The organism is Pseudomonas sp. GV085, assembly GCF_003050925.1.
Lineage (GTDB): Bacteria > Pseudomonadota > Gammaproteobacteria > Pseudomonadales > Pseudomonadaceae > Aquipseudomonas.
In genome coordinates this window covers 52,799-65,372 of sequence record NZ_QAOV01000018.1, presented here as the reverse complement: position 1 = coordinate 65,372, position 12,574 = coordinate 52,799, and the positions used below count along the sequence as shown (strand labels likewise).

10 protein-coding genes and 2 pseudogenes are annotated in these 12,574 nt (G+C 54.8%); 3 read left to right on the top strand and 9 right to left on the bottom strand.

Annotated features, from left to right (window positions below; translation table 11 throughout):
- Window positions 1-229: 229 nt before the first annotated feature.
- The 7 genes and pseudogenes from C8K63_RS27330 to C8K63_RS27295 form a co-directional block, all read right to left on the bottom strand.
- Window positions 230-1,171: a bifunctional oligoribonuclease/PAP phosphatase NrnA gene (locus C8K63_RS27330; RefSeq protein WP_108219519.1), complete on the bottom strand. Its 942-nt coding sequence runs from the start codon at window positions 1,169-1,171 to the stop codon at window positions 230-232.
- Window positions 1,168-2,352, bottom strand: a complete 1,185-nt coding sequence (locus C8K63_RS27325) for a cysteine desulfurase family protein (protein WP_256595027.1) — start codon at window positions 2,350-2,352, stop codon at window positions 1,168-1,170. Before C8K63_RS27325 ends, C8K63_RS27330 begins: the two co-directional genes overlap by 4 nt.
- Before the next feature lie 85 nt (window positions 2,353-2,437).
- Window positions 2,438-3,208, bottom strand: a complete 771-nt coding sequence (locus C8K63_RS27320) for a sulfite exporter TauE/SafE family protein (protein ID WP_108219517.1) — start codon at window positions 3,206-3,208, stop codon at window positions 2,438-2,440.
- 1 nt (window position 3,209) lies between these two features.
- Window positions 3,210-4,259 (bottom strand): selenide, water dikinase SelD, encoded by a 1,050-nt coding sequence (gene selD / locus C8K63_RS27315; RefSeq protein ID WP_108219516.1) that lies wholly within the window; start codon window positions 4,257-4,259, stop codon window positions 3,210-3,212.
- A 704-nt stretch (window positions 4,260-4,963) separates the two neighbouring features.
- Window positions 4,964-6,336 (bottom strand): annotated as a pseudogene (locus tag C8K63_RS27305) (transposase).
- A gap of 88 nt (window positions 6,337-6,424) precedes the next feature.
- Window positions 6,425-6,835, bottom strand: coding sequence for a fosfomycin resistance glutathione transferase (gene fos / locus C8K63_RS27300; protein ID WP_108219515.1), 411 nt, complete (start codon window positions 6,833-6,835; stop codon window positions 6,425-6,427).
- A 208-nt stretch (window positions 6,836-7,043) separates the two neighbouring features.
- Window positions 7,044-8,432, bottom strand: coding sequence for an amino acid permease (locus C8K63_RS27295; protein ID WP_108219514.1), 1,389 nt, complete (start codon window positions 8,430-8,432; stop codon window positions 7,044-7,046).
- Between the two features lie 268 nt (window positions 8,433-8,700).
- Between C8K63_RS27295 and C8K63_RS27290 the strand changes: the two genes are divergently transcribed.
- The 3 genes and pseudogenes from C8K63_RS27290 to C8K63_RS31305 all read left to right on the top strand — a co-directional run bounded on the left by C8K63_RS27290 (window position 8,701) and on the right by C8K63_RS31305 (window position 10,364).
- A complete protein-coding gene (locus C8K63_RS27290; protein ID WP_030131065.1) occupies window positions 8,701-9,159 on the top strand; it encodes an Lrp/AsnC family transcriptional regulator in 459 nt (152 codons plus the stop codon).
- 141 nt (window positions 9,160-9,300) lie between these two features.
- Window positions 9,301-9,678 (top strand): annotated as a pseudogene (locus tag C8K63_RS27280) (EamA family transporter); the annotation flags it as partial.
- Window positions 9,679-9,893: 215 nt separating this feature from the next.
- Window positions 9,894-10,364, top strand: a complete 471-nt coding sequence (locus C8K63_RS31305; RefSeq protein WP_108219513.1) for an autoinducer binding domain-containing protein — start codon at window positions 9,894-9,896, stop codon at window positions 10,362-10,364.
- 653 nt (window positions 10,365-11,017) lie between these two features.
- Here C8K63_RS31305 and C8K63_RS27265 read toward each other — a convergent pair.
- Together C8K63_RS27265 and C8K63_RS27260 are read right to left on the bottom strand one after the other, a co-directional pair.
- Window positions 11,018-11,839 (bottom strand): DUF2092 domain-containing protein, encoded by an 822-nt coding sequence (locus C8K63_RS27265; RefSeq protein WP_108219511.1) that lies wholly within the window; start codon window positions 11,837-11,839, stop codon window positions 11,018-11,020.
- A 368-nt stretch (window positions 11,840-12,207) separates the two neighbouring features.
- Window positions 12,208-12,426, bottom strand: a complete 219-nt coding sequence (locus C8K63_RS27260) for a hypothetical protein (RefSeq protein WP_223530233.1) — start codon at window positions 12,424-12,426, stop codon at window positions 12,208-12,210.
- Window positions 12,427-12,574 lie beyond the last annotated feature (148 nt).

The window sequence follows — 12,574 nt, the reverse complement described above, 5'->3', positions numbered from 1 at the left end:
CCATTGATGAGTGACGGCTAGCGGCCGATTCTGTTGAAAAAGTCGACCCGGCCCGGCTACCTATTCATTGAACTGTGAAAACGCCTTTTATGCGCGCTGCCACGTCAAATCTGGGCCCTGAACCTTCTGCGCAAAGCACGGATTTCAATCTCGGACGCGTACTTTTCTGCAATGGAAACCGAAGCCGACTTTTTCAATAGAATCGGCCAAAAGCAGCCCTTCGATGTGGCTACAAAACCAGAGGCGGTTTACTCACAACGGAGATGCGGGCCAGCCCCAACTTCAACAGTTCCTTACGTAGCAGTGAGCGCTCAAGCACAGCCATTCCGGCCTGCCATTCGATCGACAGCAAATGGCTCAACTTTTGTTGGCTGACCAAGGGCTCAGCCAGAAAGTAGCTTTTGCACTCGCGGATGCTGATGACGTTCAACAGCCAGTCTCCACCCTGCGCCGCCAGCCAGTGACCGATCGTTGAACGATGCGTTTGGATCAGCGCACTGGCATCCCACACCGCCATCTGCGCGAAAACCTGCGGCAGGTTGCTATCGGCTTTCAGCCGTTTCATATCAACCGCCAACGCGCCAATCAGGTCTGACTCGATAGTGGCTTGACACTCGGAGAAGTACCGCTCGGGCCAGTCCGCTTCCAGTTTCGCCCGCCGTGCGAGGACTTCATAAGCCCGGATATCCGATTGGGTGGTCAACTGCCCTGTAAAATTCAGGGTATTGTCCAGAATTGCCGTGGCCAGCAACACAGCACTTTTTTCGCTGATTAGCGGCAACAGCTCTGCCGCTTCCCAACGCTGAAAAATCAGAGTCGCCGCTGCGCCGATCGGCAGGATGTCTGCCGCAGATCCGAGATTCTGCGCCCAATAGTTTTCAAAGCCTGGGTGATGGTCAATGACTTCCACCACCTGTTCAAGAACCACCACCGGGTCGAAATAGTGGTAGTCGGAGACATCCACCAACACGAACTCATCACCCGCTCTCGGCAGATAATCGTCCAGAGATGATTGCCATCCGAGCACGGTCCTGGAGATGCTGACATTGAGCGGGGCGCTACTGACGGCCCGAGCATCAACGCCTTGGTGATTCAACAGCTCGGCGTACGCAATGCAGCAGGCATACGCGTCGATGTCCAGGTACGCCGAGCCTGAGGTCACCACCCTCATAACATGTGGGCCACAGCGTGAGCTGCCGAGACAGTCGAAGACAGCTTCAACGCTTGAGCGATACCCTCCAGAATCCGCTCATACGCGAATTGGCACTGTTCTTCGTCGATGGAAATGCGCACCGTGGCCCCGGCGATCCGGTCGGAATATCCCAGTTGTGTAACCGTGTTGGACAGGCTGAGCGTCTTGTCCGAGCATGCCGACCCACCGGTTATGTAGATCGACTGCGTGTTCAAGGTCCACTGCAGTTTTTTTGTATTGACCCCCGGCAATGCAATAAAACTCACACAAGGTACACGCGGTGCTTGCTGACCGATCACGACCACTTCGCCCAGCATCGCTTGCAGCGTACGTTCAAACGTTTCCCGGCTCTGTTGTACCGCGACTTTACCGTTGCCGTACTTGTGCTGTTTCTCCTGCAACGCGGTTTCAATCGAAAGAATGCCCGGATAGTTCTGAGTACCACCGCGCAACCCGCCTTCCTGGCCGCCGCCAACAATTAATGGCGACAACCCGTAGCGGTTTCTGGCGTACAGAAAACCGGCACCGGGCAACGCCCCGAACTTGTGCCCTGACGCAATGGCGAAATCAACGCCGGATGCGTGCAGATCCACAGGGATTTTGCCGATGGCCTGGGTCATGTCCGAAAACAGCAAACCACCCCCAGCCTTCACTTGTCGGGCGATTGCTTCGATCGGTTGAATCACGCCGGTTTCGTTATGCACTGCCATAACGCAAACCAATGTCGGGCGACCCGCATGGGCACGGAGCAACTGCTCCAATTGTTCAGTGTCGAGCAATCCGTTCATTTGATGCCCGATCGCTATGGCTTGCAGGCCTTCCAGACCGTAGCGGTTTATGTTCTGCAGGGTGCAGGAGTGTTCGATCGCTGAGTACAGCACCAAGGGTTGCTCATGTTTGTAGCGTTCGAAAAAATTATGAAACACCTGGGCACAGCCCTCACTGGAGCCGCTGTTGAAAATCAGGCAGTCGGCGTCCACTTTCAAAAGGCTGGCGATGCTGCCACGCGCCCGTTCGACTCGTTCGAGCAACTGAACGCCGAGGGCGTGATTGGCATTGGGGTTGGCGCATTGGCGGGTCGAAAACAACGCCTGAAGCATGTTGCTGACACCCATTGAAACCGGTGCCGAACCACAGACGTCGGCATAAACTGCATCCACAGCAATATCCATATCAAACACTTCCAGTTTTCTGTTTTATGTCATTCAGGATGCTGCTTGCAAAATGCGAACAGAGACTCACAAGTCAAATAAGCAAGCGCAGCATGAGCTGGATCGAGCACAGCAAAACGAAAGCATTCAGCGCCTGTTTCAGATGCCTCGAGTCCAGCCGATGAGAAAGCATGGCTCCGAGGAAACCACCCACCAATATCCCCAGTACCAATTCACCGGTGTAACCGAGAAAATCCATGGTTGAACCCACTCTGCCGGATAACGCCCCACTTGCTCCGATGATACCGATCAGCGCCGAGGTCGAAATGGCCTGCTTTATCTGCAGACCAAACAGGCTGATCAGTACAGGCAGGTAGATGAACCCGCCGCCCTGCCCGACCAGCCCGCACAATACGCCAAGCACCAGCCCTATCAGTGGCAACGACAGCGATTGATGGTTGCACAACAGGGCCACCGGTTTATGGAACAGGTACGTCACCACCAACGACATCAACCCCAGTAGTCCGAAGACGAACAGGATGAAGTTTTCGCTGAATGCATCAGCATGGAGCGAGGCAAAAAAGTTGGCGACAGCCATCGGTACGGCAAAGCTTCTGATCACTCGCCAATCCGGCTGAAATTTGACGCGGTGCAGCGCGAACGACACGAGGGACGAAAAGAAGCCCTGTGCGGAAGACAGCCCTGTCACGACTTCAATCGGCAGTTTCTGACCGGACAATATCGGGTAAATCAGCACCAACAGGGGCGTCACGATGATGCCCCCACCGATACCGAACAGACCTGACATGAAACCAGCCATCACGCCCACACCGACCATAACCGGGTGGATTGTCACGGCTACCATCTCAGCAGACCTTGATCTTGCCGGTCCCTTCCGTCATCCGACCGATAACAATCAGATCAGGGCAAAGCGCCTGCCACTTCTGACGGTTCTTTTCAAACCCTTCGGCACTCACAGTGAACAGCAAACCGCCATTCGTTTGCGGGTCATGCAACAGAAACTTTCTAGCTAATGGAAGATCAGCCAGGTAGTCCACGTTCTGCGCGTACTTTTTAATGTTAGAGAAAATACCGCTGTCAGCCGAAGTCACCGCCACCGCCAATGACTCTGTGCCGTCATAAAAAACCAGACCGCTTGTATCCAGGTCAACATCCAGTTGCCCCAGCCCGACCATCTCACTGATATGGCCGATCAAACCGAACCCCGTGATGTCAGTCAAACTGCTAACCTCAGGACTTTCGCTCAGCGTGCGGCCAAACGCGTTGTCGCCGGTAATCTGGGTAAGCGTCGACGCAGGAATATCCTCTTGTTCAATCACTCCGGTCTTCAGGGCATTGGCGAGGATGCCGACACCGATTGGACGCGTCATGACCAGCAAATCACCGGCCCTGGCCGTGTTATTTTTCTTCAAACGGTGTTTTTCCACCTCACCAATGATCGAGAAGCCGTACAAGGGCTGGCTGTTCTTGATCGTATGGCCACCGACGATGCTGACATTGAACTTGTTCATCACCGACTGGGCGCCAAGGATCATCTGCGTTACTTGCTCGACCGAAACCAGTTCCGGGTCGAACGCCATGATCGAGTTGGCAATAAGCGGACTCCCGCCTGAAGCAAAAATATCGCTTACAGCATTGCTGGCTGCCAATTGGCCGAAGACATAAGGATCGTTGACTATCGGGGAGAAAAAATCGGTGGTGAATAAAAGATATTTTTCACCTGCGTCATAGACGGCGCAATCATCAGAAGACTCAAAGCCCAATACCACCTTGTCATCCGAAACCGTATTGGCTGCTGCAGTTTGCGACAGAATCTTCGTTAACACACAGGATGGGATCTTGCACCCGCACCCACCGCTCTCAGATTTATCCATGATCTGACAAAACATCGACATCGGCTTTCCTTAAAATCCATTTTCCATAATTAAAACAGCGCATTAGCGTGCTGAAACATACTGTTACGTCCTTTTTCTGCCGACAAGACTTGCATGCTTTCATTGCAAAAACATGACGGAATGGAGGCATTTTGAGGTCATGTGGATGTCAGCGCGCAATGGTGTATGAACCATTGCCTCACTGCTCTACATTGCTGAATCGAGCGAAGGTAAATGAAACTGCTCTCTGCTGACGGTGCTAGGCCACCAGCCCGAGCGTGTTCTCAACCTGGGCTACCACTGGTATGGATGAGCAACGCTATGAAAGCCACGAAAGGAGCGAACAGCACCAAGCCGCCGACGGCGACTGCCCAGCCCCAGGCAACCGCTTTCTCCCTTGAAACGGCCGCCACTCAGCAAGCCAAGCACGTAAACGCCAATCCTATGAGCCAACAGGTTGATTAAGGTATCAAAGATGAAATCCATTTTTGATCCTCGTGGCTCCTTGTCGGTTTTCTTGAGCGTTCTAGCCGAAAGCAACCCTTGTGCAATGTCCGCTATTGGCCGATTCTGTTGAAAAAGTCGGATTTTCAACTCGCCTGAACTCAGGCACGGCCACCACCGGAGAACCTACTCACCACATTGCGTGGTTATTCGGACCTTCGTTGACCATTGCCGCTCTGTTGGTGGGTCAGTTTTAGGTTTTTTGCATGGTGCAGGCGCACCTATCCCGTGAGCGGTGGCCCTTGAGATGTAAGTTTGGCCAGCCGTCGCAGGTTCTGTGCCGCAGCGGCCAGCGTGAACTCATCGGTCGCACCACTCATGCCACGTAGTCTCAGACGATCCAATTTCAGGATGCGCTTGAGGTGGGCAAACAACATTTCAACCTTTTTGCGTTCGTGGCGAGAGCGCACGTATGCAGGTGTCGTTCCGATGCGCCGAGCCACATCACGCGCGGCTTCATGGACGCTGCGAGCAATCTTGCGGAACGATGTGTTCGGGCAGCACTTGGCTTTCATCGGACACGTAGCGCAGTCGGTCTGCCGGGATCGGAAGATGATGGTGTTGGCTGTGGTGACGTGCGAACGCTCATTCTTGAAGGCTCGCCATTCGCTGCGCAATGCCTTGCCGGCCGGGCAGCGGTATTCCTCGGCCTCTTCATTCCAGTGGAAATCTTTGCTCGAGAAACTGTCGTTCTTGCGCTCGGTTTTATCCCACACCGGCACATGCGGCTCGATGTCTTTTTCCTCCACCATCCAGGCCAGCATCGGCGCTGTACCGTACGCGGTATCGCCGATGAGGCGTTCTGGCTTGATATCGAACTGCGCCTCAACCCGGTCGATCATGATCCTGCTGCTCTCGACCTCGGCCGTGCGATGAGCCGGTGTGGGTTCCACATCCATGATCACGCCGTGCTCGGTGTCGATCAGATAATTCGTGGAGTAAGCGTAGAACGCCGGACCACCTGGAGCTGCGGTCCAGCGGGCTTGAGGATCAGTCAGCGATAGGCGCTTCGGCAGCGTTTCGACCAGAGCCTCTTCATCGAGTGCCTGAAGGTACTCACGCACGGCGCGGGTGCTCAGGGACGGATCGCTCCAGTTGACCGGTTCATCACCCGGCACGCCACGCTGCCGACTCGCATCCGCTTTGATGATGCTGGCGTCCACGGCGAAGCCTTCGCCCCTGACCAGACCTGCCTCCATGCAGCGACGCAGCACCTCATTGAACAACCAGCGAAACAGATCGCTGTCCCGAAAACGGCCGTGTCGGTTCTTGGAAAACGTCGAGTGATTGGGTACTTCATCTTCGAGGCTCAACCGGCAAACCAGCGATACGCCAGGTTCAAATGGGCCTCTTCGCACAACCGCCGTTCTGAGCGAATGCCGAAGCAATAGCCCACGATCAGCATGCGGATCATCAGTTCAGGATCAATCGACGGACGCCCAATCGGGTTATAGAAATCGGCGAGGTAATGGCGCAGCTCGTTCAGATCGAGACACTGATCAATGCTGCGCAGAAGGTGATTGGCGGGGATGTGATCTTCAAGGTTGAACGAGTAAAACAGCCGGTCCTGCCCACTCGATAACTGTCCCATCATGCTGCGTGCTTCCCTGCTGGCCAATGCATAGATTTTGCCGCAGGCCGGATAGCAGAGCTACTTCTTCAATAAAATCAGACGAAAACGGTCAGTCAAAGAACTCCATGCCTGCATACGGCTGGCGCCGGCATTGCTCAAGCCTTGAAGCCAGGCTGCCTACATGCACTTCCAGGCGATGCCCATCGGGATCCGAAAAATAAAACGAGTTACCTTCGCTCGAATTGGATTTCCACTCAATAACGTTACGAAGCCGCAAGTAAGCGGTGACTTCTTCAAAGTCGTCCTGCCCCACCGAAAACGCATAGTGGGTGTAATCAGGCTGTTTTTCCGCCACGCGACTCTCATCGAGAGACAGACAAAGCCAGAGATCACCGAGGGAAAGATAAGCCCCCGTCTCCCAGCGGGCAGCCAATCTAAAGCCGGGTAGAGCCACATAAAACTCGATACTGCGAGTGAGGCTCACAACCGCCAACGTAAGATGATTCAAGCCAGTCAACATAAGCATCTATCCAGACCCCATTCAAGAAGTGTTGCAATCCTCACAGCGGGTCTTGATAGCAAGTTCTGTTCGCTTTGACAAAAAGCAGGATAAATGAGGTGAGGATTGCCAGGCGAATGCAATCAGGTGCGCAACTGGAATGCAGTTTCGCACCTGAAAACTATTGGAGGTTGATTGACCCGCCAAAGAGACCTGACGAAATGCCGGATTAATGCAACAAAGAGCGGCGTCTTGCATAGGCGAAGTAGATCACCAGGCCAATTGCCAACCACGCCCCAAATACCAGCCAGGTCGTCTGCTTGAGGAAGGTCATCAAGGTTACGCAGAACGCGATGGCGAGCAACGGAACAACGGGCACGCCCGGGCATCTGAATGCGCGAGGGAGATCGGGTCGGGTCTTGCGCAATACGATCACTGCCACCGAGATCAGACTGAATGCGGCCAACGTACCGATATTGATCAGCTCGGCGAGGACGTTCAGCGGAATCAGTGCCGAGATCAGCCCGAAGACTATTCCGACCATCCAAGTGGCGAAAAATGGTGTGCCGAATCGTGGATGAACCCTGGAAAGGCGCCGGGGAAGCAGTCCGTCGCGCGACATCGCGTAGATGATCCTGGTTTGACCGTACGCCATGACCAGAATGACAGTCGTCATGCCAACGATTGCGCCTAAATCAACGAACCCGGCAACCCAGCTTTCACCGGCATATTGCAACGCCAATGAGACCGGATGATCAACGCCGAGGAATTGGGCATAGGGCACGATGCCGGTCATGATCATTGAAACGGCAACGTACAACACCGCACAAACGGCCAAGGAACCGATAATGCCGATGGGGAGGTCACGCGCCGGTTTTTTCACTTCTTCGGCGGCAGAGGAAACCGCATCGAAACCAATAAAAGCAAAAAAAACCAAGGCCGAAGCACTCAAAATGCCTTGGCCACCGAAGGGCGCGAAAGGTTGCCAGTTAGCCGGCTGAACATGTCGCGCACCAACGGCGATGAAGAGCAGCACCACGGCGATCTTGATGATCACCATTACGTTGTTTACGCGCGCGGATTCCTTGATGCCCATGGAAAGCATCCAGGTAATTGCCAGCATAATCACCAGCGCGGGTAGGTTGAACCAGGTTTCCACACCGGGCAAAGAGCCTGGAGCCGCCGTAAGCACAACCGGAAGACTCAGCCCAAATCCGCTCAGCAGGGACTGGAAGTAACCCGACCACCCAACAGACACAGCCGAACTGGCCAGTCCGTATTCGAGCATCAGATCCCAGCCGATCATCCAGGCCACCAACTCTCCCAGCGTCGCGTAGCTGTAGGTGTAAATCGAGCCTGCTACCGGTACAGATGAGGCGAACTCGGCATAACAGAGCGCTGCAAATGCACAGGCTAACGCCGCTAACAGGAATGAAACCGTGAGGGCCGGTCCCGCAGTCAATGCGCCGGTTCCGGTCAAGACAAAGATGCCCGTCCCCACGATTGCACCGATACCGATCAGGACCAGATCCATCGGCCCCAGCACTTTTTTCAACCCGGCAGGCGCTCGGGCAGCAGCAATCATTGCGTCCAGGTCTTTTGTTCTGAAAATGCTCAATATTGCCTCCGTTGTTACTTGTTTTTATTGTCAGAGCCAGTGGCCAGGGTGTCGGAAATGACAAGAAATTGTATTTCAGTACCTCGAAAATTAACGTTCGAAACGGATCTGTATTTAATTATTTTTCAGACGTTAATTATCCAAAATGTGTTCTTTATGTAATTTCCTTTCTAATATTTGTCGTTCCTGGAAATGGATGCTTGATCAAGGACCTGCGGGATGGGGCCAATCGCCCTACCGCGTACTCATTGTTAAAGGGAGAGAACACATGGCGGAAATGGATAAGGTTGATCGTTCAATTCTGGAAATTCTGCAAATGAATGGTCGCCTGACGAACGCCGAGATCGCCGTTCGTGTCTGCCTGTCAGCGCCAGCCTGCTGGAAGCGCCTGAAGCGCCTGGAAGAGGAGGTGATTGTCGGGTATCACGCACACTTGAACCCAAAGACCATGGGGCTTGGACTTTTTGCTTTCATCAGCGTCACCCTCGATAGTCACTCCGAGGACGCCATGGAGCATTTCGAAGCGGGCGTTCTGGCGCTGCCCAACATAATTGCCTGTCACAAAGTGTCGGGGAAATACGACTACCTCTTGCAGGTAGTCGTCAAAGACATGGAGGCATTCCATGAACTCGCCATGCATCGCATACGTACGCTCGGCAATATCAAGGAAATGTACACCGGGTTTTCGCTCAAGGAGATCAAGCACTGCAATACCTTGCCACTGTAAGTGCCTGGACTTGCCCCTTGTTCAGGACGAGTCACACAATCAATGCCGGGGTTGGCGGGATCTTTGTATCCTTGAACCTGGCGCCGTCGATGTGGGGCGGCATTCTATCGAACGACAAAGCAACGACAGGGACCGTCATCAATGCAATCCAGTTTCAGCAAAGGCGTCATGTTTGCACTCTGCGCCGCGGCACTGAACGCGACGATCGGTGTGCTTAGCAAAGTACTCATGAGTAATGGTTTCACTGCCAGCAGTGTGGCCGTCATCAAGACCCTGCTGGGTTGCATGCTACTTTCGATCCTGTTGCTTTTCCTCAAGCGCCCGGCGTCTACGGCCAAATGGACTCAGGCGGCAATCTGCGCCTTCCTTGGCATCTTCGTGCTGTTTCACTTCGAAACGTCCGCCTATCGGCATTACGCTGCGGCAGGTGTAGTGGTGGTGCTGATGGCCAGTGCTTCGATTTCCTCGATCATCCTGGGGCGCATCTTCCTCAAGGATGCCATCACCGCGAACGCTACCCCCGTCACTACCTTGCCGCCCCACTTTAATGGCAGGGCTCGATTTCCCTCGTGCCATCTCAGGAAGAGAGCACCGTCGAACGGTGTGACCATGGAAGGGAATGACCATGCTGGTAATGGACGATCTGGTACAACCCGGCAAGACGGAGCGCTTCGAGGACTGGTTGGGGAGGAACCTGAAAACACTGACGTGTAGACTGGGTTACTCGAATTTCCTTGTTGGGCGTAAAGCCTGGTCCTGGTACGCCCAACCAGCAGGTATTGATTCAAGGCAACTACCCGGTTACCTGGCGCAATCATTACAACAGCCAGGCCTATGCTGCGATTGACCCGATCGCGCATCACTGCCTCAACTCTAACCTGGCGTTGCTCTGGAACCGGGAGAACTACCGACAGCCCGCGGAATCGGCGTTCTTCGAAGAAGCCGCGATGCATGGGCTCCAGTTGGGCTGGCAGCCATTTGCAACGGATTTGACCCGCACCCCTTGCAACCAGACCGGTAGTGAACGGCCAAAAGCCGCCTTTCTCGATATCGGCAGATTGACGTGTCGAGGTTTTATTCCGGCATTGGTACAACGGTGTAATAAACTCCATTGGCCCCGTAGGCCGGTCGCACCCAGGAATCCCCGCACTGATAGTACGTGCGACTGGAAACGGTCCTCAGCCCGCACCCCGTTGGCAAGCTAACAAATGTCGAACCCATGGGCATGGCAGGCGGTGCTGCGGTCATCATTCCGGCGTTGTAGCCTTCCCCATAGGCATTGTTGCTCGCATTCGTATTAGCAGCATCAGCGATGGCGGCACCGGTAACCGCTCCAGCGGCTGCGGCGGCGGCAGGACTTACGCTGTCGTTGTAGCCACAGTTATAACAACCACTGCTGGCATAGACAGCAGTTGGCGGGTGGTAGTAGGTGGTTCCGTAGGTCGATGGATGGTAGACCGTCGTGCCATAACCGTCCGCATGATAGCCACTGGCACTGCCCCCATTTTCACCCTGGGCGTGCCATGAGCCTTCGCCGCCATAGGCCGTTCCGCCTTCGGCCCCAGTGCCATGCCAGGAGCCCTCGCCCCCGGATGCGGTCCCGCCATTCTCGTCTCTGGCACTCCAACTGCCATCCCCCCCGGAAGCCGAGCCGCCGCGATAGCCTGAGCCACTCCAACTGCCCCCCCCTCCTGAAGCCGAGCCGAATTCACCGGAGTGGCTCCACGAGCCACCGCCTCCCCATGTGCGCCCAAAACTGGAAGCGTGCGACCAGGCCGCAGCCTGATCACAGGTGAATGCCACAACCAACAGGCCGGCAAGCCTCAAGGTTGATCGGGTCATGGTTCATCCTCCTCACTCAGGGTTTTGCTTGCGGCGGTTTAGCCCCAACCGGGGCGCGCATGTCTGGCGGCGGGGCAAACTCGATCTGTTGGGCCTTGTCGATGTGTTCTGGTTTGAAGTTGTCCGCTGACAACGCCGAGGCAAGCTTCCAATCGCTGAACGCGACCTGATGCCGGGATTGGGTGGGATCATCGCGAAACACTGCACGCAGCATGCGAGGAAGCTTGTCCTGCGCGCCGATCCAGGCTTGGACGAATACGATGTCATTAGCGTAAGCGATCACATCAGTCGTGGTATCCCCGATCACCGTGGACTGTCCGATGAAAAACGCCAAACGCATATCCCTGGCCAAATCCTGATAAGGATTGGCGACGATCACATCGGTAAAAGGAAAGTAGATCGCGGCACGCTGGTACGCAGCCTCAAGGGTCGCATCAATGGTGGGTGGCGCATCCGCTTGCGCCAGCAGGTTTTCCGTCGGAGCAAAGGCATAGGCACGCTTGCCGTCATAGTAAAACTCGGTCGCCGGGCCATCACCCGAAGTCATTACGCGTAGGTGATCAGGCCGTTGCACGTTGACTTGCGCCACCGTGCTGTAGGCCAAGGGCGGCCCAAGCCGACTAGGCTTCTCGTAGGTCGTGATGGCTGTGAAGCTCATACCCTGTGCGCCAGCCAACTTCGCGCTCATCGCCTGCAGAACTTCCAGCGCCTTGGGTTCCAGTTGAACCGCAGGCGCAGGAGGAGTGGTGGGTTTTTCTGCCGCCTGCAATGGCGCTGCGAACAGGCCGATCAACAGGCCAAACGAGAGCAACCGGACATGTTGATGGAGTGCCAACATCGTTATTCTCCGCAGACGCAAAGACAGGACTTAAAGTCTAGCTTTGCAGCAAGCTTTGGGGATGGATATATTTTTTTAAATCTAAAGGCCTATAACGTGTCGATTTTAGTCGGTCGTGGAAGACAGAAATCGGCCGACTCTGTTGAAAACAGTCGGCCATGGTTTGCGCATCGGAAAAGTACGCGTCCGAGATTGAAATCTTTAATTTTGGCAGAGGCTTCCCGGACTCAGATTTCACGTAGCAGTGTGCAAAAAAGGCGTTTTAACCAGTCAATGCCCAGCCTGTTTGGGCGAACCGACTTTTTCAACAGAATCGGCCAATAGCAGTCATTCGGTTTGTCTGCGCAATATGCGAGTTCTCCCTGGCTTCAGCTGTCACAGAGGTTCAAGCCCGTACGTACACGCCGATCAATTGACAGTTCAAAAATGTCAGGTCGCAGATAATGCCCCGTCACATCGAGATCATGGTGCTGTGCGTCGATCTGCGATAGGTCGATTTTGGCTAAAACAATGCCAGGTTCGCCAAAAAGCGGTGCCGTCACCCACGAACCGTCTGGCGCGATGACCGCCGAACCGCCATTGAACAAAAACCCCCTTTCCGGAACGTCCCCTCCCACACCACGTCGATATGCAGCCAGCAAGTCAGCGGGGATGTCGTCTGTCGAAAGGTATTGGCCTGCGCACAAAACGAAGCACCGGCCAGTTGAGTCCACAGTCGACTGCAACCCTTCGCGA

What these genes read in the sequence shown, in the direction of transcription:
- C8K63_RS27265 (WP_108219511.1), bottom strand. Translation starts at nt 11,839, where the DNA reads ATGTTGGCACTCCATCAACATGTCCGGTTGCTCTCGTTTGGCCTGTTG.
- C8K63_RS27330 (WP_108219519.1), bottom strand. Translation starts at nt 1,171, where the DNA reads ATGAGGGTGGTGACCTCAGGCTCGGCGTACCTGGACATCGACGCGTAT.
- selD (WP_108219516.1), bottom strand. Translation starts at nt 4,259, where the DNA reads ATGTCGATGTTTTGTCAGATCATGGATAAATCTGAGAGCGGTGGGTGC.
- C8K63_RS27290 (WP_030131065.1), top strand. Translation starts at nt 8,701, where the DNA reads ATGGCGGAAATGGATAAGGTTGATCGTTCAATTCTGGAAATTCTGCAA.
- fos (WP_108219515.1), bottom strand. Translation starts at nt 6,835, where the DNA reads ATGTTGACTGGCTTGAATCATCTTACGTTGGCGGTTGTGAGCCTCACT.
- C8K63_RS27320 (WP_108219517.1), bottom strand. Translation starts at nt 3,208, where the DNA reads ATGGTAGCCGTGACAATCCACCCGGTTATGGTCGGTGTGGGCGTGATG.